Here is a 21,943-nt window from a genome sequence, read left to right on the forward strand (position 1 = left end):
CCCGGAGTGGTTCGGTCGGGATGGTTCGGCCGGGATGGTCTGGCCGGGCTCCGAGGCCCCTCGAGACGGGCCGCGGTCCCACTCCATTGAGCGCCCGAACCTGCGCGTGCGACAGGGAGATACGGTAACGAGCCACCGCCCGGCGGCGGGCCGAACGGGTACGAAACCGTTCCTTACCTCGGCACACCGCCCGTCAATGCCGAAAGTCCCGACCGGCGCACGGGATACCGGAACGGCGGACGGCGCGATGACTCACCTATATCAGGACGGATTTCAGGGCGGGGCGCCGGACCATCGAAACCCGGCTGCCCAGGAGGCCGCCCAGGGTATAGGCGCCCCTCAGGACATGGGATATGTCCGCAAGGCGATGGTGCTGGCGCTGATGCTGGGCCTGGTGGCGGGCTGCTTCGTGGTGCTGCGCCCCTTCCTGGCGGCGATCCTCTGGGCGGTGATCCTGACCTTCAGCACATGGCCGCTCCACCATCGGCTGGAAAAGGCGCTGGGCGGGCGGACGACGTTGGCGGCGGCGCTGATGACGCTGGCGGTCATGGCGGTCCTGGTCGGGCCGCTGACCCTGCTGGTCGCGGAGATGTCGGAGCATGTGCTGCGCCTGTTCGAGGCCGTGATATCGACGATGGACCAGGGTTTGCCGCCGCTTCCCGCATGGCTGGCCGCCCTGCCCGGGGCGGGTGCGCCGCTTCAGGACGCCTGGAACACCCTGTCCAGCGGGGAGGCCAGCCTGCGCACGGTGCTGCGGCCTTATTTGGGGCTGCTGCGCAACTGGGTGCTGGTGGCGGGCGGCAACCTGCTGTCCGGCACGTCGCTGATCGCGGTCAGCGTCTTCATCGCCTTCTTCCTGTACCGCGACGGGCGGGCGGGGGTGGAGCGGCTGGGCAACGTCATGGGACGGATCGCCGGTCCGCGGGCCCGGCGGTCGCTGGACATCGCGGGCGAGACGATCAACGGCGTGGTCCGCGGGGTTCTGGGCACCGCTCTGGTCCAGGCCATCGCGGCGGCGCTCGGCTACTGGATCGCCGGACTTCCCGGCGCCTTCTTCCTGGGCTTCCTGACCTTCTTCCTGACCCTGGTGCCGATGGGGCCGGCGCTGATCTGGGTCCCCGCGGTCATCTGGCTGGCCGCCCGCGGGGAGACGGGCATGGCGCTGTTCGTGGCGGTGTGGGTCGGGCTGCTGGTCGGCACCATGGACAACACGCTGCGCCCCATCCTGATCGGGCAGAGCAGCGACCTGCCCTTCATCGTCATCTTTCTGGGCATCGTCGGCGGGCTGCTGGCCTTCGGGTTGATCGGCCTGTTCCTCGGCCCGACGCTGCTGGCGGTCGCCTACAGCCTCGTCCAGGAATGGAGCGGCGGCGACGGGGAGGCTTCTTGATTTTTCCTGGCCTGATTTTTTCGGATGAATCCACCGTGCTCATACGAAAAGATCCCGGGCGGATCTTGCGCATGCGGGAGGAGCGGGCCATCTGTGCGGGACTGGCTCCGGGCCCCTCTGGCGGTCCATACGGTACGGACCGCGATGTCGGAGCCCTTCACCTGAGCGGACGGCACGGCTGCCGTCCCCATCTGGAGGGTCCGTATGACCGACACGTCTTTTTCCTCCTTCCGGTACGCATCCGCCTATGGCGACACGGCGCATGGCGCCGCGCGCCAGCGGCTGGAATGGCTGGCCCGGGTGATGGACAGCGCCGTCCGCGTGCCCGGCACGAACATCACCTTCGGCGCCGACGCGGTGCTGGGCCTGGTGCCCGGCTTCGGCAACCTCGCCACCACGGCGGTGTCCGGCTACCTGATCCGCGAAGCCTGGCGGCTGGGCGTTCCGCGCGGCAAGCTGCTGCGCATGGTCGGCAACGTGGCGATGGACAGCCTCATCAGCGCCGTCCCGGTGGCCGGCAACTTCGCCGACGTGTTCTGGAAGGCCAACCGCAAGAACATGGCGATCCTGGCCGAGCATCTGGACGGCCATCCTCCGCAGGGAAACCGGACGCATCGCCGCCGCCGTTCCGCGCCCTACACCATCGACGGCGAGTGGCGCCGGACGCGGTGACGGCGGGGGTCATTCCCCGCCGAACGCGATGCGGTGGTTCTCCAGCATCAGTTCGTCCAACCGGCGCCCGGCGGTGAAGCCCGCCAGCCCCGGCGGGACGGGCGTGCCGGCGGGAAGCCGCGGGCAGGGCTCCGCCGCGCCGATCACCTGGACCACCGGATAGCGGGCGGCGTAGATGGGCAGGGGCCGGTCGGCCTCGTCGTCGGACAGGCCCTTGCTCCGCACCTTCCCGCTCGCCTCCTCGATCTCCATGCCGACGACCATGGTCGCCTTGATCTCCTGCGCCGTGCTGGCCCGCAAGTCGGCGCTGCGCCCCGGATAGAAACGGTCGATCATGGCGTCGAGCGCGCGGGCCTTGGCCTCCGGCTCCTCCACGACGCGCGCCGTGCCGAAGCACATGGCGGACCGGTAATCGGTCGAATGATTGAAGCCGGTGCGCGCCAGCACGAGGCTGTCCAGATGCGTGACCGTCAGGCAGACCGGCAGGCCGTCGCGCTGCACCCGCAGCATCCGGCTGGCCGAGGACCCGTGCCAGTAGAGATGGTCCCCCTCCCGCCAGAAGGCCGTGGGGGTGCAATAGGGCTGCCCGTCGATGACGTAGGCGATGTGCGCGATCATCGCCGCGTCGAGGATGGCATGGACGGAGGCGCGGTCGTAGCGCCCCCGCTCATGCAGGCGCTTCACCCGGTTGCGGTCGGTGACGGGGTAGCGGTCGGACAAATCGGCCTCGGACATCGCGGAACTCTTTTCGAGGAGGTGGACAACGGCGCCATTAGAGCCTAGCCATTGGTCCGGCGTGAGAGCCAATTCCGACCTTTCCGACCGGACCAATCGCGATGGCCGCCGACCTGTCAGACCTCATGCTCCTTCCCATCGACCGGACGGGCGCGGAGCCGCTGCTGCGGCAGGTCTACCGGGAGCTGCGCCGCGCCATCCTGTCCGGAGCCCTGCCGCCCGGCGGGAAGCTGCCGCCGACGCGCGCCCTGGCGGAACGGCTCGGCGTCGCGCGCAACACGGTGGTCGCCGCCTATGAGCAACTCCTGGCCGAAGGCTTCATCGAAGGGCGCGTCGGGGCGGGCAGCTTCGTGTCCCGCGACCTGCCCGACGGGCTGGACCTTCCGCCGTCGGAGCCGGTCCGCCGCACACTTTCCCCACCGCCACCGGTCAATCCCTTCGGCACCGCTCCCTTCAGCACGGGCCGGTGCGCGCTGGACGAACGCAGCCTGCGGATCTGGCGAAGCCTGACCCTGCGGCGGTTGCAACGGCCAGACCCGGAGATGATGGGCTACGGCGAACCCGGCGGACCGGCGGCGCTTCGGCAGGCCATCGCCCGCTACCTCCAGACCGCGCGGGCGGTGCGCTGCGAGCCCGAGCAGGTGATCGTCACCGCGGGCGCCCAGCAGGCCATCGACCTCGTGCTTCGGGTGCTGCTGCGGCCCGGCGATCCGGTGTGGCTGGAGGACCCCTGCTACCCCGCGGTGCGCGCGGCGCTGGAGGCGGCGCAGGTCCGCATCGTGCCGGTGCCCGTCGATGGTCAGGGGTTGGATGTGGCGGCGGGAGTCGCCGCGTCGCCCGACGCGCGGCTGGCTTATGTCACCCCCTCCTCCCATTATCCGCTGGGCGTGGTGCTGCCCATGGCGCGGCGGATGGACCTGCTGGCCTGGGCGCGCCGGTCCGGGGCCTGGGTGCTGGAGGACGATTACGACAGCGAATTCCGCTACGCGGGCCGCCCGCTGGCCTCGTTGCAGGGGATCGACGGCGGCGGGCGGGTGATCTATGTCGGCACCTTCAGCAAGGTGCTGTTCCCCGGCCTGCGGCTGGGCTACGCCGTGCTGCCGCCCGAGCTTGTGGAGCCGGTGCTGACCATGCGCCGCCTGACCGACTGGCACCCGGCGACCCTGTACACCGGCGTGGTGACCGACTTCCTGGAAGAGGGCCATTTCGGCCCGCATCTGCGCCGGATGCGCCGCCGCTACATGGCCGCGCGGGACGCCCTGGCCGAGGCCATCGGTGCCCACCTCTCCCCCTGGATGGAGGCGGAGGTTCCGGACCAGGGCATGAAGCTGATCGCCCGGCTGCGCCCCGGCCTGTCGGATCGCGCCGTGGAGGCGGTGGCGGCCCGGCACGGAATCGCCGTCCGCCCGGTCAGCCCGATGCACATCGCCGCTCCACCCCTGCAAGGCCTGATGCTGGGATTCACCGGACACGAGCCGGGCGCCCTGCGCCACGCCACCCGAGCCTTGGGCGGCGCGCTGTCGGCTGCACGATTAGACGTCTAATCCTTCCCCGCATGGGCAAAGGGGTTGCTCCGGAATAGCCCGCTCCCTCCATTGCACCGCCCGCCGCCACACCCCTCGGCCTCCCTCGGCTGCGACGGGATTCACGCCCAAAGGGTTACCCCGCCTCCCCCGTTTCCGGCCACGCCTCCTCCGGTCATTCGGCGCGCCCTACCCCCGATACCCTCTGCAAGGCAAGCCGATCCTTGCGACGATCAAGCTGCGCACCTGTTGAGGGGTGGCGCCGGTTCCTCGCCGTTTCACGGCGCCCTTCGTCGGCACCCAATCAATTCCGATACGGAGATTTTTCCTACAATGTGCGGCATCAGCGGGGAAATCCGCTTCGATTCTCGCCCGGCCTCCGCGTCCGCGGTCGGCTCGATGACCGAGGCGCTGGCGTTGCGCGGCCCCGATGGGCAAGGCGTCTTCGCCCATGGCCGGCTGGCCTTCGGCCACCGGCGGCTGAGCATCATCGACCTGTCCGAAGCGGCGCAGCAACCGATGACCGATCCGGAACTCGGCCTCGGCATCGTCTTCAACGGCTGCATCTACAATTACCCGGAGCTGCGGGCGGAGCTTGAGGCCAAGGGCTACCGCTTCTTCTCGCACGGCGACACCGAAGTCCTGCTGAAAGCCTATCACGCCTGGGGCCGCCGCTTCGTCGAGCGGCTCTACGGCATGTTCGCCTTCGCCATCTGGGAGCGCGACAGCGGGCGCGTCACGCTGGGACGTGACCGGCTGGGCATCAAGCCGCTCTACCTGTCCGAAACGGCGGGGCGGCTGCGCTTCGCCTCCACCCTGCCCGCCCTGCTGGCCGGCGGCGACATCGACACCGCGATCGACCCGGTCGGGCTCTACCAGTACATGAGCTTCCACGCCGTCGTTCCGGCGCCGGGGACCATCCTGAAGGGCGTGCGCAAGCTGCCGCCGGCCACGCTGCTGACGCTGGAGCCGGACGGGCGCCGCACCGAGGAAACCTATTGGGAGCCGGTCTTCGGCCCGCAGCCCGGCGACGAGCGGATGTCCGAGGGCGACTGGCAGGACGCCGTTCTCTCCACACTGCGCAAGGCGGTGGAACGGCGTCTGGTGGCCGACGTGCCGGTCGGCGTGCTTCTGTCGGGCGGGCTGGACAGTTCCGTCATCGTGGCCCTGCTGGCGGAGGCCGGGCAGACCGGCCTTCAGACCTTCTCCATCGGCTTCGAGACCGTGGGGCAGGAGAAGGGCGACGAGTTCCAATACTCCGACCTGATCGCCCAGCGGTTCCAGACCGACCACCACAAGCTGTTCATCGACAGCGGCCGCGCCCTGCCCGCCCTTCAGGACTGCGTACGGGCGATGTCGGAGCCGATGGTCAGCCACGACGCCATCGGCTTCTTCCTGCTGTCGCAGGAGGTCTCCAAGCATGTGAAGGTGGTGCAGAGCGGCCAGGGTGCCGACGAGATCTTCGCGGGATACCACTGGTACCCGCCGATGATGGAGGCTGCGGACCCGCTGTCCACCTACGCCCGCGTCTTCTTCGACCGCAACCGCGCGGAGATGGCCGAGGCGCTGAACCCGCAATACCTCGCCGACGAGGACGCGGCGAGCGCCTTCGTCGCCGCCCATTTCGCCCGCCCCGGCGCCGACCGCCCGGTGGACAAGGCGCTGCGCCTCGACACCACGGTCATGCTGGTGGACGACCCGGTGAAGCGGGTGGACAACATGACCATGGCCTGGGGGCTGGAGGGGCGCGTGCCCTTCCTCGACCACGATCTGGTCGAACTCGCCGCCCGCGTTCCACCGGAACTGAAGCTGCGCGACGGCGGCAAATACGTGCTGAAGGAGGCGGCGCGCCGGGTCGTCCCCTCCGAGGTGATCGACCGGCCCAAGGGCTATTTCCCGGTGCCGGCGCTGAAGTACCTCCGCGGCCCTTATCTGGAGCTGGTGCGCGACGTGCTGAACCAGCCCGCCGCGCAGCAGCGCGCGCTGTTCCAGCCGGCCTATCTGGACCGCCTGTTCAGCGATCCGGAAACCCACATCACGCCGCTTCGCGGTTCGAAGCTCTGGCAGGCCGCCCTGCTGGAATTCTGGCTGCAAACCCACGGGATCTGAAACACCGCATGATGACGATGCAGAATCGCAACCAGACGCCCTTCCGTATCGAACGCGCCCTGGTGTCCGCCCTGATGGGCGAGGACACGCCGCGCCCGAGCCGCCGGACGGGGGTGGGCCACGCGGGAATGGAAAAAGGGCCGACGCCGCGCGCGGTGGTGAATTGCGGCTGGGGCCGCCTGCTGTTCGCCCACACCTTTCCCGATGTCGGGGAACTGATTGCGGCGATGCGGCAGGAAGGGCCGGGGCGGCGCGACATCGCGTTGTATCTGGAGGACCCCCACGTCGCGCTGGCCCAGGCCCCGACCGAGCTGTTCCTGGACCCCTCCCACACCTACCGCCTGCGGCTGGCCGGATTCCGGCCCGGCATGGAGACGCGCGGCTTCTCCATCGAAAAGCCGCGCAGCCGTGAGGACGCCGACGCCGTGAACCGCATCTACGGCGCGCGCGGCATGGTCACCATGGACCCGGAATTCTGCTGGGCGGAGCGCGACAGCCGCGTGCTGACCCACCTGATCGCCACCGATCCGGTCAGCGGCGCGGTCATCGGTTCCGTCACCGGGGTGGACCATGTCCGCGCCTTCAAGGACCCGCAGAACGGCTCCTCCCTCTGGTGTCTGGCGGTCGATCCGCAGGCCGCCTATCCCGGCATCGGCGAGGCGCTGGTGCGCGCTCTGGCCGAGCATTTCAAGGAGCGCGGGCGCAGCTTCATGGACCTGTCGGTCCTGCACGACAACGCGAACGCCATCGCGCTGTACGAGAAGCTGGGCTTCCGGCGGGTGCCGGTCTTCGCGCTGAAGACCAAGAACCCGATCAACGAGAAGCTGTTCGCCGGCCCGGCGGTGGAGGCCAGCCTCAACCCCTACGCCATGATCATCATCAACGAGGCCCGGCGCCGCGGCATCGGGGTGGAGGTGGTGGACGCGGAGTCCAACCTGTTCCGCCTCAGCCTCGGCGGGCGCAGCATCCTGTGCCGCGAGAGTCTCAGCGAACTGACCTCGGCGGTGGCGCTGTTCCGCTGCGACGACAAGGCGGTGACCCGGCGCACGCTGCTGCGGGCGGGCCTGTCGGTGCCGGACCAGATGACCGCCGCCGGCATGGACGACAACGCCGCCTTTCTGGAGCGCCACGGCAGCGTCGTGGTGAAGCCCGCGCGCGGCGAGCAGGGCCAGGGCATCACCGTGGACGTGCGCGACGCGGAAACCCTGTCCTGGGCCATCGCCAAGGCGAAGAAGATCTGCGACACGGTCCTGCTGGAGCAGTTCGTGCAGGGCCAGGACGTGCGCATCCTGGTCATCGACCACCGCGTGGTCGCCGCCGCCGTGCGCCGCCCGGCGGAGATCGTCGGCACCGGCGACCGGACCATCGCCCAACTGATCGAGGCGCAGAGCCGCCGCCGCGCCGCCGCCACCGGCGGGGAAAGCCGCATTCCGATGGACGAGGAAACGGAACGCTGCGTGCGGGACGCCGGTTTCTCCATGGACTCGGTCCTTCCGGAAGGGCAGACGCTGGCCGTGCGCAAGACGGCCAACCTGCACACGGGCGGCACGCTGCACGACATCACCGACCGCCTGCACCACCGCGTGGTGGAAGCGGCGGTGGAGGCGGCGCGCGCGCTCGACATTCCGGTGGTCGGTCTGGATCTTCTGATCCCCGACCTGTTGGGGACCGAGTACGCGATCATCGAGGCGAACGAGCGGCCCGGCCTTGCCAACCACGAACCGCAGCCGACCGCCGAACGCTTCCTCGATCTTCTCTTCCCCTATTCCGCGCCCTATTCGGCGAACGATCCGCGGGCGTGATGCGTGCAGGAGGTGGTATGGAGCAGGCAGCCTTGGCGCGGACCGGAATCGTCCGGCCGGTCATCGACATGGACTATCTGACGGGCCTTCTCCGCCGCCTGCTGGAGATCCCGAGCCCGACCGGATACACCGACCAGATCGTGCATTTCTGCGGCGACGAACTGCACCGTCTGGGCATTCCCTTCGAGCTGACCCGGCGCGGCGCGATCCGCGCCGATCTGGCGGGGCGGCAGTACAGCCCCGACCGCGCCGTGGTCGCCCATCTCGACACGCTGGGCGCCCAGGTGAAGATGCTGAAGCCGAACGGCCGGCTGGAGGTGGTGCCCATCGGGACATGGTCGGCGCGCTTCGCCGAAGGGGCGCGCTGCACCGTCTTCACCGACAAGGGCAGCTACCGCGGGACCATCCTGCCGCTGAAGGCGTCCGGCCACACCTTCAACGAGGAGATCGACACCCAGCCGGTGGCCTGGACCAACCTGGAAATCCGCGTGGACGCCCGCAGCGAGACCCTGGAGGCGTTGCAGGCCCACGGCTTCAACGTCGGCGACTTCGTGGCGATCGACCCGCAAGCGGAGTTCGACGCCAGCGGATTCATCAACTCGCGCCATCTCGACGACAAGGCGGGGGTGGCGGTGATCTTCGCCGCCGCCAAGGCGGTCCTGGACGCCAAGCTGCCGCTGCCGGTGGACTGCCACCTGCTCCTGACCATCTCGGAGGAGGTCGGGTCCGGCGCGTCGTCGGTGCTGCACAAGGACGTGGCGGAGATGGTGACCATCGACAACGGCACCACCGCCATGGGCCAGAACAGCCGCGAGTTCGGCGTGACCGTCGCCATGGCCGACAGCACCGGCCCCTTCGACTATCACCTGACGCACAAGCTGCTGTCGCTGTGCCAGCAGCATGGGATCGAGCACCAGCGCGACGTCTTCCGCTATTACCGTTGCGACAGCGCCGCCGCCATCGAGGCCGGAAACGACATCCGAACGGCGCTGGTCTGCTTCGGCATCGACAGCTCCCACGGCTACGAGCGCATCCACGCGGATTCGCTGCGCTCGCTGGCCGAACTGATCGCGCTCTACATGCAGAGCGACGTCGCCATCCCGCGCGACCGCGTCGGCATGGGACCGATGGGCGCCTTCCCCTGGCAGCCCACCGCCCCCGCGAAAGTTTCGGAAGAGTAACCCCGTTCCTTCTCCCCTCCGGGGAGAAGGTTAGGATGAGGGGGCGCCGCAGGCGATCCGCGTCGCCAAGTCATCACGTCTCTCCGCCCTTCCGGGCGTAAATCCCCCTCACCCAACCCTCTCCCCAGGGGGGAGAGGGCTTCACACCACAAGCCCCCTCAATCCCCCGGCGCCGGTTCCGGACGGGGCGGACCCACGGGATCGAGCGGGGTGACGGTCGGCGTCGTCTGGGGCAGCGGGCGGAAGCTGGCCTGCGCCTCGGCGGGCGGTGGCGGGCGCATCCGCGTGCGCCACAGGCCGTAGAGCGTGGCGGACGAGGCCCCAGCGGCGATGAAGCCGAACAGCGCCTCCGGCCCTGCGGCGCCCATGGCAGCCGACGCCAGCGGCGGCCCGATGATCGCCCCCACCGAGTTGGCGAGGATCAGTCCGCCGCTGACCGACACCACATTCTCCGGCCCGGCGTGGTCGTTGGTGTGGGCGGCGCAGACCGGGTAAAGCGTGAAGGCCAGACCGCCGAACAGCGGCGCCACCAGAAGCAGCGTCTCCTGCCGCCCGCTGCCCTCCGCCAGGACCATGCCCACGCTGACGAGCGCCAGCGCCGCCGACAGGCCGATGATGACGGCGCGCCGGTCGAACCGGTCCGACAGCCGGCCCAGCGGCCATTGCAGAGCCACCCCGCCCAGGATGAGGGTCGTCATGAACAGCGCCGTCCCCGACACCCCGAAGCCGGACACCGCGCCGAACACCGGGGCGAGGCCGTAGATGGAGCCGGTCACCGCCCCGCTGATGAAGACGCCGACGACGCCCAGCGGCGACGCCTCGTACAGCCGCCGCAGGCCGTAGGACTCCACCTTCGGCAGCGTCGGCGGGGTGGTCCGCGTGAGGGCCACCGGCACCAGGGCCAGCGTCAGCAGGATGGCGATCAGCATGAAGATGCGCACGCCCGCCTGGTCGTCCAGTTGCAGGAGCTGCTGCCCCACCGCCGACGCGGCGTAGAGCGTGACCATGTAGAGCGACAGGATCTGCCCGCGCGTCTCGTTGTTGGCGGTGCCGTTCAGCCAGCTTTCGATGCAGATGTAGAGGCCCGCCATGCAGAAGCCCTCGGCCAGACGCAGCACGGCCCACAGCGGCACGGCGACGAACAGGGCGTGCGACAGCGCCGCCGCGGACAGGACGGAGGCGAAGGCGGCGAAGGCGCGGATGTGGCCGACCCGCGTGATGGCCCGGTGGGCGAACAGCGAACCGCCGGTCAGCCCCGCGTAGAAGGCCGCGGTGATGAGGCCCACCCCGACCGCACCGGACTCCGTTCCGGCCAGCCGCAGGCCGATGAGCGTGCTGAGCGCACCGTTGCCCATCATCAGGAAAGCGACCCCCAGCAGGAGCGAAAGGACCGATCGTGCAACCTGCGGCATATGTCCGACCACCTGTTCCCATTCACGCGAAATCGTCGCCGCAGCCCGGAGGCTGCGGCGACGGCCCATTGGATGGCACCCGCCGTACCGCGAATCAACCCTTGTAATTCGCGGATTCGGGGGCGCCCCAGCCATTCCACAGCAACGCGGAAGAGGTACCGCTGGGGGAGCAGCGATACCTCTTCCGGTTGAGAAGCCGATTGCCGGGGGTCGGTTCCCCCTGGTGCCGGTTTATTCAGCCGGGGTGGCGATCAGCGTCTCGGGCAGGTTGGTCTTGCGGATGCGCAGGAGTTCCTTCCACTTCTTCAGGGCGGCGATCAGGATCACGAAGCCGAGCGTCAGCATGATGATCGAGATGCCGGCGTTGAAGACGCTGTAGCCCTTGACCGCCGGGTTCAGATAGACGTTGGCGATCATCCAGTAGCCGGCGTAGTTCACCGTCACGAACAGGTAGGCCAGCGGGACGAGGCAGGTCAGCATGTAGGACCGCTTCTGGCCCAGGCGCAGGATGATCGTGGCGCCGATGATCAGGCCGACCGAGGCCATGAGCTGGTTCGACACCCCGAACAGCGCCCACACCGAGTTGATGTCGCCCGACGTCAGCAGGTAGCCCCAGGCCACGCAGGCCAGAACGCTGGCGGCGATCGAACCGGGCACCCAGTCGAGACGCTTCAGCGGGGCATAGAGGTCGCCGCCCAGGTCCTGGATCAGGTAGCGGGCAACGCGGGTGCCGCTGTCCACGGCGGTCAGGATGAACACCGCCTCGAACATCACGACGAACTGGAAGAAGTAGGAGGCGAGGTTGCTGAACCACGGAACGCGGGTGAAGATTTCCGTCATGCCGACCGCCAGCGTCACGGCGCCGCCCGTCCGGCCGTAGAGGTCGAGGCCGATGTCCTGGCTCAGCCGCGGCAGATCGACGACCTGCATGTTCAAAGCCTGGAAGGCGGCGGGGGCGGAGTTGATGGCGAAATAGTCGGCGGGGTGCAGGGAGGTGGCGGCGATCAGCGCCATGACGCCGACCACGCATTCCGCCAGCATGCCGCCGAAGGCCACCGTGCGGATGTCGCTCCACTTGTCGATCAGCTTGGGCGTGGTGCCCGACCCGATGAAGGCGTGGAAGCCGGAGATGGCGCCGCAGGCGATGGTGATCGAGATGAACGGCCACACCGGACCCTTCAGCACCGGGCCGCCGCCATGGATGAACTCGGTCAGGGCGGGGAAGCGGATTTCCGGGTTGATGAAGACGACGCCGACGACCAGCGCGCCGAACACGCCGACCTTCATGAAGCTGGACAGGTAGCCGCGCGGGGTCAGCAGAAGCCAGACCGGCAGCGCCGTTGCGAAGAAGGCGTAGACCGGCAGGATCAGCGCCACCGTCTCGGCGTGCAGCGTCAGCCAGGTTCCCAGAACCGTGCCCTGGATGTAGGGGCCGGCGAAGACGGAGGCGGCGATGGCGGCGATGCCGACCTGCGTGGCGCCCTTGGACGAGCCGGTGACCTTCTCGTAGAGGCCCAGCGCGACGGCGATCGGGATCGTCATGAAGACCGCGAAGGCGCCCCAGGCGTTGCGTTCCAGCGCGTGGACGACGACCATCGACAGGCCGGCCATGGTGATGGTGATGATGAACAGCATCGCCAGACCGGTGCACCAGCCGGCGACCGGGCCGAGTTCGGCCTTCGCGACCTCCGACAGGGATTGCCCCTTGTGCTTCATCGAGGCGAACAGCACGACCGTGTCGTGCACCGCGCCGCCGATGACGCAGCCGATCAGCAGCCACAGGAAGCTCGGCAGATAGCCGAACTGCGCGGCCAGAACGGGGCCGACCAGCGGGCCGGCGGCGGCGATAGCCGCGAAATGCTGGCCGGCGTTCACCCACTTCTTGGTGGGAACATAGTTTCGCCCGTCGGCCAGCACATGCGACGGCGTAACCTCGGAATCATCGGCACGGAGCACCTTGCGCACAAAGAACACGCCGTAGAAGCGGTAGCAGAGGGCGAGGATGCAGAGTGTCGCGATCACAAATGTAAGGGCGTGATCCATGACAGCTCTCCTTGGAAGGAACTGCCGTCACGGTAGGCCGGGTTCCGCGCCCCGTGTGGTGCTCTCCCCGGAGCGGCGCCATGGCGTGGCGAGCGGTCAAAAAACGGGGGCGAGCGGTGGGGTTCTCCTCTTTCGTTCGTTCAACGAACGCCTTTCGCTGCCATCCAAGTGCGGGCAAGCCCTATCACGCTGAGCTTCGCACCAAAGCCCTCTATGCCCGCGGAGCGACGCCCGGTGCGCCCTTGAGAAGGCCCGGACCGATTTTCGGAAAGAACATGCCCGTCTGCCTGCGGTATTCCTCATAGAGATCGCCGACCGTCGAGCGCATGAACTTGCCTTCCTCTCTGACAGCCGCGAGCACGTAGATGCCCGACATCGCGGCCAAGACGATCCACGGAGCCCAAGCCGCCGTCGCCACAGCATTGGCAAGCCAAAACAGCATGTACGACACGTAGAAGGGGTGTCGGACGAACCGGTATGGACCGCCGGCAGCCAAGTGCTGCGGGCTGTCTTCCGAAAAAGCCAGCGTGAGCCGTTGGCGGCGCGTCGCGACAACGGCCCAAAGGAAAAGGGTCAGCGATGCGGCATAGAGCGCAACCGGCATCGCCGCGCCATGGGGCTGCATGACGACGCTGACGAGGAACACCCCCATCCCGAGTAACCCCAGTGCTCCCATCACAACTGTGCCGGATGGTACGCGCTGGTGTACAAGGAAATGCCGTTTGACACCCCAGGTGAAAGCGGCAAAGCAGACGGTTGAGAGGGTCACAGAAAGCAGCAAGTTCCAAGATATCGGATGCATGAGAACCTCATTGAATTCTAATATCCAGCCTCACCGTTGCGTCGTATGCTGTGTTCAGCCGGTCAATCTCAAACCAACAGCAGCGCCTCTTCCGACCACGAGAAGTATCGTGAACGAGCCCCCCGGACGCGGCGGCCCCCTGTTTCTCACAGATCCGTCATACGGCCCTCACGTTCGAGACGCGGCCTTGATCCCCGCACGGATTTTGGGCGGGGGAATGCGGTATGGTGGCGGCATTCGAATAGGGTGCGGACAACGCCTCGGCAGCCGTGTATGTTGACGACGTTAACATGACCGTCGATGTGAGCAATGTCAACATCAAAGCCGAGGAACTATCACCATGGTGACCTTCGGGCCGCACTGCTGCTGGCGACCGAGGCCCTGCTCGACGAAGGCGGCACGGGGGCGGTCAGCTTGCGCGAAGTCGCCCGCCGCGCCGGCGTCTCCGCCACGGCATGCTATCGACACTATTCCAGCAAGGAGGATCTGCTGGCAGCGGCGGCCACCCGAGGATACGAAGAACTGGGCGCCGCCCTCAGGGCTGCGGCTGATGGAGCGGACAACGTGTTGTCGGCCATGGCGATCGCCTACGTGCAGTTTGCCGTCGCCCGCCCCGGACGGTTTCGCCTGATGTTCGGGCCTGCCATTGGCGACCGCAGTCGATACCCGGCCCTTACGGAAGCCGCGTCACGGAGTTTTGGAGAACTCGCCGACGCCGTTTCGCTGACAAACTCGGAAGGGCGGGGCAACCGGGCGGCCGCGATCGGCGCTTGGTCGTTCGTGCACGGCCTGTCGACGCTCATCATCGATGAGATGGTGCCGGGAGACGACATCCCAGGCTTGGTGCGCGCAATTCTCGAAGCTCGCGGCACTGCGTGAGACTCTGCGGAAAGCCGGATGACCTCCAGAGGACTGCGCCCGCATTTTCTAGGCATTCTCAGCGGTAACGGCGCTCCAATCGCTCAGCGTCCAGATCGCGAACCCGATAAACTCTATCACCCGATGCCCAGCCGCTCCTTCAGCGGGCCGAGGAAGCGGCGGCTGACGGGAATGCTCTGGCCGCCCAGCGTCTGGATTTCGGCCAGCCCGTTGTCGATCAGGCGGATTTCCCGGATGCGGTCGGGGTTGACCAGATATTGCCGGTGGCAGCGCACCAGCGGCGTGCGCTCCTGCAAGGTCAGCAGGGTCAGTTCGGTGAAGCGCTCTTCCCCATCGGCGCCGACGACGAAGACGCCGCTGGCCTTGGAGGCGACGCACTCCACCTCCTCCAGCTTCAGCAGGGAGATGCGGTTGTGACCCGTGCAGGGGATCAGCCGCAGCGGTGCGGCGTCCTTCAGCACGGCCATATCCTGCGGCGCCCGCTCGCGGCGCAGCCGTTGCAGAGTCTTCGCCAGCCGGACCGGGTCCGCCGGTTTCAGAAGGTAGTCGAAGGCGTGCTCCTCGAAGGCTTGGACGGCGTATTCGTCGTGGGCGGTCAGGAAGACGATGCGGGGCATCCGCTCCGGATCGAGCATGCTCAGCATCTCCAGACCGCTGACGCGCGGCATCTGGATGTCCAGGAACACGACGTCGGGCGGCTGGCGGTTGATGGCGCCGATGGCCTCGATGGCGTTGGCGCATTCCCCGGCGATCCTCAAGTCGGGGGCCTCTTCCAGAAGGCGCCGAAGCTCCCCGCGGGCCAGCGGCTCGTCGTCCACGATCAGCACGGTCATCATGGCGCGGTCTCCGCGACGGCTGGGATGTCCAGGGGAAGGCGCAGGGTGATGCGGGTGAAGGCGTCGGCCTCGCAGGCGACGTCCACCCCGTAACCACCGCCGAAGCGGTTGCGGACGCGGCGGTGCACGATGGACATGCCCAGCCCGTCGCCGCCCGGACGCTCCTCATAGAGGCCGGCGTTGTCCTCCACCGACAGCAGCAGGTCGCCGGCCTCCCGCCGCGCCGCGATGCGGACATGGCCGGGGCCGAGGAGTTGGGAGGTGCCGTGCTTGATGGCGTTCTCCACCAGCGGCTGGAGCAGGAAGGCCGGGAGGCGGGCGTGGCGCAGCCCGTCGGGCACGTCGATCTCCACCGACAGGCGCCCGGTGAAGCGCGCCAGCTCGATCTGGAGATAGGCGCTGACATGCTCCACCTCGTCGGCCACGGTGGCCTCCTGGCTGGGCCGCTTCAGGTTCTTGCGGAAGAAGATCGACAGGCTCCGCACGAGCTGGCGCGCCCGCTCCGGGTCGCTGCGGATGACCGCGGAGATGGTGTTCAGCGCGTTGAACAGGAAATGCGGGTTCACCTGCGCGTGCAGCAGCTTGATCTCCGACTGGGCGAGCAGCGCCTTCTGCCGTTCGTAACGCCCGGCGAGGATCTGGCTGGACAGCAGCCGGGCGATGCCTTCCCCCAGCGTGCGGTTGATGGTGGAGAACAGCTTGGTCTTCGGCTCGTACAGCTTCACCGTGCCGATCACCCGGTCGTCCTCCCCCACCAGCGGGATCACCAGCGAGGCGCCCAGCCGGCAGTTCGGGTGGATCGAGCATTGGTAGGTCACCAGATCGCCGTCGGCGTAGAGAACCTGGTTGTTGGCGATGGCTTGGTAGGTCTGGGGCGAGGTGATCGGCGTGCCCGGCAGATGGTGGTCGTCGCCGACGCCGATGAAGGCCAGCAGCTTGTCCCGGTCGGTGATGGCGACCGCGCCGACGCCCGTCTCCTCGTAGATGATGCGGGCGACCCGCATGCTGTTCTCTTCGTTGAAGCCCCCGCGCAGCACGCCGTCCGCCCGCGCCGCGATCTTCAGCGCCTTGGCCGAGAAGGCGCTGGACTGCTTGTCGATCAGGGCGCGGCGGTCCATCAGGATGCGCATGAACAGCCCGGCCCCCAGCGTGTTGGCGACGATCATCGGCAGGGCCACGACCTCGACCAGATGGACCGCCGCCGGGAAGGGCTTCGCCACCAGCAGGATGATGAGCATCTGCGCCAGTTCGGCCACGAAGGACACGGCGCCGACGCGCAGCGGGTCGAACAGCGGCTCGATCCGGCCCTGGCGGACGAAGTGCCGGTGCACCAACCCGCCGATCAGCCCCTCCGCCACCGTGGAAATGGCGCAGGCCACCGCGGACATGCCGCCCAGCGAATAACGGTGAAGCCCCCCGGTGAAGCCGACCGCCAGCCCCACCGAAGGGCCGCCCAGGATGCCGCCCAGAACCGCCCCGATGGCGCGGGTGTTGGCGATGGAATCGTCGATCTGGAGCCCGAAATAGGTCCCCATGACGCAGAACATCGAGAAGATGACGTAGCAGGCCAGCTTGTGCGGCCAGCGCACGGTGACCTGCATCACCGGCAGGAACAGCGGCGTCCGGCTCAGCATGTAGGCGATGACCAGATACACGCACATCTGCTGGAGCAGCAGGAAGACGAGGCTGAGATGCTCGACGGTCATGGCGGCGCGTGGCGGTGGCGGACGGCGGGATTGCCGGCCCGCAGGCTACCCCCGCCCGCCATGCCGCGGTATGATTCCAATCAATGGATGCAGCCGGAGCATCCCAGCGCGGCGGTGCCGCTACGCGGCCAGCGCGGGGGCCTGCGTCGCCGGCGGAAGGGCGCCGATGTTGGTGGGCGGCAGGCGCAGGCGCCCCGCCAGCCCCTCCAGGGAATCGTGCAGGCGGCGGCAGGGGTTGCCGTCCTCCCCCGGTTCGTAGATGCCGACGAAGGGCGCGCCGGGCTGGTTGGGGTCCAGATGCAATTCCACGATGTGGGTGCGCGACGCGCAGCCGCGGATCAGCGGGTCGGCGGGGATCACCGTCCAGCCGCGCCGCAGGCAACGCTCGGCCAGCCCTTCCAGATAGAGCGACGCGGACGGAACGCGCTTCAGCGCCTGCAACTCGGCAATGAGCTGGCGGACGTTGTCCACCTGCTCCAGGAACAGGCCGGCGGCGTGGTGCGTGTCACGGATCACGAGCTTCAGCATGGGTCGGAACCTCCTTTGTGGGCACGGCTTCCGCTATTCGGCGGCGCCCAGCTCCGCATTTTCCGGATCAGTGTCGGGCCGTTCGGCGACGGTCACGAACCGCTCCGGCGCGGATGTGCCGTCCGGGTCAAGGGCGGCGACCATGCGCTCCAGCCGCTGGCGCAGGGAGCGGCTCGGCTGGTCGGACGGCCGGGCTTCGACGCGGACATCCACCACGCCGTCTTGGATCATGCCCAGCTCATGGGCGGCCTTCCGGGACAGATCGATCACCCGGCCCTTCACGTAGGGGCCGCGGTCGTTGATGACGACCTCGACGCTGCGCCCGTTGTCGGCGTTGGTCACCGTCACCCGGCTGCCCAAGGGAAGCCGGCGGGACGCGGCGGTCAGCCGGTTCTGGCTGAAGCGCTCCCCCGACGCCGTGGTGCGGCCATGGAAGAAGTCCGCATAATAAGACGCCTTCCCTTCATGGACATAAACCGGTTCGATTTCCAAAGCGGCCGGGGACGCGATCTCCCCAGCGCCAATGTACTCGACGTCGATGTCCTGCGGCAATGGCGGGACGGAGGCAATCTGTGCATTGGTCGAGCATGCACCAACAGAAACAGCACAAATCGCGAGCGCAACACAGCCATACCGCACTCTATTTCTCCCCCGTTGTTGTTCTGCGGCAACGGTTGCGGAATCCGCCCATCGTGTCAATCCGCGAATTCACGTCTATCCTGTGACAGGATTGCGCCTTAATATTTCTTAACGATTTTACTTTGGCGTTATCGATGGCATGGCGACGCAGACAGACGTCTTTACTTGCGGCGACTGTTCTTCGAGCATCCCCGAGAATTCTTCCGGCATCACACGGTGGAGAACCGGAAGCCATCGCCGCTCCGCGAGGACACGGAGAGAATTTCCCGGAGCAGGCACAAGGCTCTGAAAATTCGCTGAAAAAATTCCCTCTTCGGGGGTTATGAACACCGTCTGATCCATTGCGGGCCATCCGGCCCACCGTCATAAATACTCGCCCATTGAAAGACGAACGCTCACCGTTTTCGCCAAACATCAACGAAATTCGGAACGAATTTAGCGAATGACCGGTCCACCCTGACGGAGTGCGCAGGAATGAGCGAGTTTCGGATTCCCGGTCCTGTTGTAAACGCGGACGGAATCGATGGCCATCAATCGGCCCCGAGCGGAGGATCGTTCGACCCGTCGATGGAGACGGCGTGGCGGACGACGGGCGGGGCCGGCGATCCCCTGTTCATCCGGGCCTTCGACAGCGGGCGCCGCTGGGGGGCGCCGCCGGACGGCGGCTCGACGGCGCCCTACACCCTCACCTACGGCTGGGTGGTGGACGCCGGCATCCGCTACGTGCCCGGCTTCCGGCCCCTCAACGACAGCCAGCGGGCCATGGCGTTGCAGGCGATGGGGGAATGGAGCGCGGTTTCCAACATCGCCTTCGTGGAATCGGCGGCGCCCATGACCGCCAATCTCCAATTCCACATGAGCCAGTTGGACGCCTTCGGCGCCTCCGGCATGGCCTACTATCCCAACGCGGCGGGGTCCTACATCTACCTCGACCCCGAATCCGCCGGCTACCGGACCTATGTGCACGAGATCGGCCACGCGCTGGGCCTGAAGCATCCCGGCGACTACAACGGAACGGGCAGCGGCACCCCGCCGTTCCTTCCCCCGTCCGAGGACAACCGGACCAACACCGTCATGTCCTATTACGGCGTCTGGCCCGGCGGGTTGGGCGTCTACGACGTCGCCGCGATCCAGAACCTCTACGGCCCCAACCCCGCCGTGCGGGCGGGCGACGACCTCTACCTCCTGACGCCGGGGGCGGCAGGGCGCTACATCTGGGACGGTGGGGGGAACGACACCCTGTCCGCGGCGGGGGCGAACACCCCCGTCACCATCGACCTGACGGACGGCTGGGGGTGGTTCTCGGCGCAGGCGTCCTCGATCCTGGCGCCGGACCAGGTCTTCGTCGGCCGCGGGACCCGCATCGAACTGGTCATCGGGGGGCAGGCGGGCGACCGGCTGACCGGCTCCGCCTTCGCCGACACGCTGGAGGGGGGAGCGGGCGACGACACGCTGGCCGGCGGGGCGGGCGACGATCTCCTGGACGGCGGCACCGGCAACGACACGGCCCTCTACGGCTTCCCCTCGTCCAACGCCTTCGTGACCGGCGCTCCGCCGGGGAGCGGGGCGGAGCTGAGCGTCACCGGGGCCGAAGGCACCGACCGGCTGCGCGGCGTCGAGAGGCTGGTCTTCACCGACCGCAGCATCACCCGGCAGGAGGCCGCCGCCGCCCTGCCCCGCGCCGAGCCGGACCAGCGCGCCCTCGTCCATGACGGCGCCCGGAGCTACGAGGTTCGGATGACGCCCTATTCCGGCCCGGTCGCCGGTCTTCAGAACCAGTTTCTGGGAACGGCGAGCGGAGAGGCCGTCATCGGCAGCACGCGGAGCGATTTCATGAACCTCCTCGGCGGCAACGACGCCGCCCAGGGCGCGAACGGGAACGACGTGCTGGACGGCGGCGTGGGCTCCAACTTCCTGACCGGCGGGGCCGGCCTGGACACCTTCTTCATCGACGGACGGGGCGAGGGCGTCACATGGTCCACCGTCACCGACCTGCAACCGGAGGAATGGGCCGTCGCCTGGGGCTGGCGGGACACCACGTCCAAACTCACCTGGGAGGATCTGGCCGGGGCCGGCGGTTATCAGGGGGCGACCGCGCGGATCGACATGGACGGCAACGGCGGCACCGACCTCAGCCTCACCTTCAGCGGGCGCACGCCCGGCGGGCTGCTGGCCCTGCCGGGACAGGTGGGGACCGACAGCTACCTCGCCTTCCGGATCGGCTGACGGCTTTCCGCGATTCGGAAAAGGCCGCAGGCCGGGCGAGGCGCCGCGGCGATCCTCCCGCATTCTCGGGGCGACCGCCGATCCAGGAACAAGGATGGAGCCACGACCATGAAGCAGGTGATGTTCGTCGAACTCGGCATGGGCGCCGATCTGCACGGGCAGGACGTGACCAAGGCCGCCGTGCGGGCCGTACGCAACGCCATCGAGCGCAATTCCATGCCGGGCATGCGCGCGCTGGTGGACGGCGACACCAGCCGGATGCAGGTCCGCGTCCATCTCGCCGTTCCGGCGGACGCCGACCGGCTCGACCTGGAGGCCGTGCGGGCCGTCTTCCCCTATGGGCAGGTGTCGTTCAACGTGGTGTCCGGCGGGATGCTGGCGCCCAGCGGCATCTTCCTGGCCGACAAGAACGACCGCAACGAGATGATCTACATCGTCAACGCCGCGGTGGAAGTGGGAGTGTGATACGGACGGCGTCTGGCGACTTCATCCGCATCACCCTTTCAATCAATGCTGCCGCATTGATCTGTCGGGTTTGACCGTGGGCGGATGATGGAAGCCATCATCCGCCCACGGCAGAAAACCGGCGCGGTTGCCCCCGCCCCCGTTTCGTGCCAGCGTCGGGGCATGAAGCGCGCGCTCCGAACCGCCCTGATCGCCGTCGGCATCCTGACCGGCGGCCTTGTCACCCTGGCCGTGGGGGCGGTGGCCGCCCTGCCGGTGATCGCCGACCACATCCCGCTGGAACTGTCGCGAGTCGTCATGAGCGACGGGCGGCGGCAGGTGGAAATGCAGGGGATGGTTCATGTCGCCAAGCCGGAATTCTACAGCGGCATCGCCCGTCACATCGCCCAGCGGCGGCAGGAAGGCTGGCTGGTCTTCTACGAGGAGGTCCGTCCCGACGACGCTTCCTCCCCCGCCGGGGTCGCCGACGTTCTGCGCCGGCTGGGGGCGGACTGGAACCCGGACAGCCGGCAGCATCCCTACGAGATGATGGCCGGGCTTCTCGGCGAGGGGCTGGTGCTCCAGGACAACCGCGCCCTGATCGGCCCGCCGGGGCCGGATGCCCGCAACGTCGATGTCACCCTGTCGGAACTGCTGGCCGCCCTGCCGCCCGACGACCCGGACGGCGCGGACCGGGAAACCGTCGATCTCGCGCAGTTGCGGGACGAGTACGGCAAGCTTCCGGGCTGGGTGCAGCGCCGCGTCCAGGCCGCCATCCGGATCATGCTGGCGACCACCGCGTCGGGCAGCATGGCCCGCGACGTCCTGCCCGCCGCGCTGACCACCCTGCGCGAGGAAAAGGTGGTGAAGGCCATCCGCGAAGAGCCGGACCGCAACATCCTGATCCTCTACGGTCAGGTGCACATCGGCCATATCCAGACGATGCTGAAGGACGCCGACGCCCGATGGCGCACGGTTTCCTCAAAGGCGATCCAGGCTTTCTGAGCCGAGCAAGC

At 68.2% G+C, this 21,943-nt stretch carries 18 protein-coding genes; 10 read left to right on the forward strand and 8 right to left on the reverse strand.

All coding sequences use genetic code 11. The annotated features are described in order from the left end of the window. Positions 1–346 precede the first annotated feature (346 nt). Both DS843_RS31295 and DS843_RS19485 read left to right on the forward strand, forming a co-directional pair. Positions 347–1,390, forward strand: a complete 1,044-nt coding sequence (locus DS843_RS31295; RefSeq protein WP_167525371.1) for an AI-2E family transporter — start codon at positions 347–349, stop codon at positions 1,388–1,390. A gap of 204 nt (positions 1,391–1,594) precedes the next feature. Further along, positions 1,595–2,062 carry a DUF4112 domain-containing protein gene (locus DS843_RS19485; RefSeq protein WP_149470502.1) on the forward strand — a complete coding sequence of 156 codons (468 nt, stop codon included), beginning with the start codon at positions 1,595–1,597 and terminating at the stop codon, positions 2,060–2,062. A 9-nt stretch (positions 2,063–2,071) separates the two neighbouring features. Here DS843_RS19485 and DS843_RS19490 read toward each other — a convergent pair whose 3' ends face one another. Then, positions 2,072–2,797 carry a pyridoxamine 5'-phosphate oxidase family protein gene (locus tag DS843_RS19490; RefSeq protein ID WP_149470503.1) on the reverse strand — a complete coding sequence of 242 codons (726 nt, stop codon included), beginning with the start codon at positions 2,795–2,797 and terminating at the stop codon, positions 2,072–2,074. Between the two features lie 101 nt (positions 2,798–2,898). Between DS843_RS19490 and pdxR the strand changes: the two genes are divergently transcribed. The 4 genes from pdxR (at position 2,899) to DS843_RS19510 (ending at position 9,412) form a co-directional block, all read left to right on the forward strand. After that, a complete protein-coding gene (gene pdxR / locus DS843_RS19495) occupies positions 2,899–4,341 on the forward strand; it encodes a MocR-like pyridoxine biosynthesis transcription factor PdxR (protein ID WP_149470504.1) in 1,443 nt (480 codons plus the stop codon). 312 nt (positions 4,342–4,653) lie between these two features. Next, positions 4,654–6,429, forward strand: a complete 1,776-nt coding sequence (locus DS843_RS19500; RefSeq protein ID WP_149470505.1) for an N-acetylglutaminylglutamine amidotransferase — start codon at positions 4,654–4,656, stop codon at positions 6,427–6,429. 8 nt (positions 6,430–6,437) lie between these two features. Beyond that, the gene (gene ngg, locus DS843_RS19505; RefSeq protein ID WP_149470506.1) at positions 6,438–8,231 is read left to right on the forward strand and encodes an N-acetylglutaminylglutamine synthetase; all 1,794 of its coding nucleotides are present in this window, start codon (positions 6,438–6,440) and stop codon (positions 8,229–8,231) included. Positions 8,232–8,248: 17 nt separating this feature from the next. Next, on the forward strand, positions 8,249–9,412 hold the full coding sequence (locus DS843_RS19510; RefSeq protein ID WP_208852277.1) for an osmoprotectant NAGGN system M42 family peptidase: 1,164 nt from the start codon (positions 8,249–8,251) through the stop codon (positions 9,410–9,412). A 158-nt stretch (positions 9,413–9,570) separates the two neighbouring features. Here the strand turns inward: DS843_RS19510 and DS843_RS19515 are convergent, their stop codons facing one another. From DS843_RS19515 to DS843_RS19525, 3 genes are all read right to left on the reverse strand, one after another. Beyond that, complete coding sequence (locus DS843_RS19515; protein ID WP_149470507.1) at positions 9,571–10,824, reverse strand: MFS transporter; 1,254 nt, start codon at positions 10,822–10,824, stop codon at positions 9,571–9,573. A gap of 231 nt (positions 10,825–11,055) precedes the next feature. After that, positions 11,056–12,867, reverse strand: coding sequence for a carbon starvation CstA family protein (locus DS843_RS19520; protein ID WP_149470508.1), 1,812 nt, complete (start codon positions 12,865–12,867; stop codon positions 11,056–11,058). A gap of 211 nt (positions 12,868–13,078) precedes the next feature. Then, complete coding sequence (locus tag DS843_RS19525; RefSeq protein WP_149470509.1) at positions 13,079–13,669, reverse strand: methyltransferase family protein; 591 nt, start codon at positions 13,667–13,669, stop codon at positions 13,079–13,081. 309 nt (positions 13,670–13,978) lie between these two features. Here DS843_RS19525 and DS843_RS19530 point away from each other — a divergent pair, with 309 nt between their 5' ends. Further along, positions 13,979–14,548, forward strand: a complete 570-nt coding sequence (locus tag DS843_RS19530) for a TetR/AcrR family transcriptional regulator (RefSeq protein ID WP_149470510.1) — start codon at positions 13,979–13,981, stop codon at positions 14,546–14,548. Between the two features lie 116 nt (positions 14,549–14,664). Here the strand turns inward: DS843_RS19530 and btsR are convergent, their stop codons facing one another. The 4 genes from btsR to DS843_RS19550 form a co-directional block, all read right to left on the reverse strand. Next, positions 14,665–15,384, reverse strand: a complete 720-nt coding sequence (gene btsR, locus DS843_RS19535) for a two-component system response regulator BtsR (protein ID WP_149470511.1) — start codon at positions 15,382–15,384, stop codon at positions 14,665–14,667. Continuing rightward, a complete protein-coding gene (locus DS843_RS19540) occupies positions 15,381–17,090 on the reverse strand; it encodes a sensor histidine kinase (RefSeq protein ID WP_149470512.1) in 1,710 nt (569 codons plus the stop codon). Before DS843_RS19540 ends, btsR begins: the two co-directional genes overlap by 4 nt. Before the next feature lie 120 nt (positions 17,091–17,210). Beyond that, positions 17,211–17,618 (reverse strand): hypothetical protein, encoded by a 408-nt coding sequence (locus DS843_RS19545; RefSeq protein WP_149470513.1) that lies wholly within the window; start codon positions 17,616–17,618, stop codon positions 17,211–17,213. Between the two features lie 33 nt (positions 17,619–17,651). Then, complete coding sequence (locus DS843_RS19550; RefSeq protein ID WP_286192194.1) at positions 17,652–18,170, reverse strand: septal ring lytic transglycosylase RlpA family protein; 519 nt, start codon at positions 18,168–18,170, stop codon at positions 17,652–17,654. A 561-nt stretch (positions 18,171–18,731) separates the two neighbouring features. Between DS843_RS19550 and DS843_RS19555 the strand changes: the two genes are divergently transcribed. The 3 genes from DS843_RS19555 to DS843_RS19565 all read left to right on the forward strand — a co-directional run bounded on the left by DS843_RS19555 (position 18,732) and on the right by DS843_RS19565 (position 21,932). Beyond that, positions 18,732–20,483: a reprolysin-like metallopeptidase gene (locus DS843_RS19555; protein ID WP_149470514.1), complete on the forward strand. Its 1,752-nt coding sequence runs from the start codon at positions 18,732–18,734 to the stop codon at positions 20,481–20,483. Between the two features lie 108 nt (positions 20,484–20,591). Next, positions 20,592–20,948 carry a Lin0512 family protein gene (locus DS843_RS19560; protein WP_014241764.1) on the forward strand — a complete coding sequence of 119 codons (357 nt, stop codon included), beginning with the start codon at positions 20,592–20,594 and terminating at the stop codon, positions 20,946–20,948. 162 nt (positions 20,949–21,110) lie between these two features. Next, positions 21,111–21,932, forward strand: a complete 822-nt coding sequence (locus DS843_RS19565; RefSeq protein ID WP_149470515.1) for a hypothetical protein — start codon at positions 21,111–21,113, stop codon at positions 21,930–21,932. Positions 21,933–21,943: the final 11 nt, after the last annotated feature.

It is taken from the genome of Roseomonas genomospecies 6 (genome assembly GCF_008365375.1).
GTDB lineage: Bacteria > Pseudomonadota > Alphaproteobacteria > Azospirillales > Azospirillaceae > Azospirillum.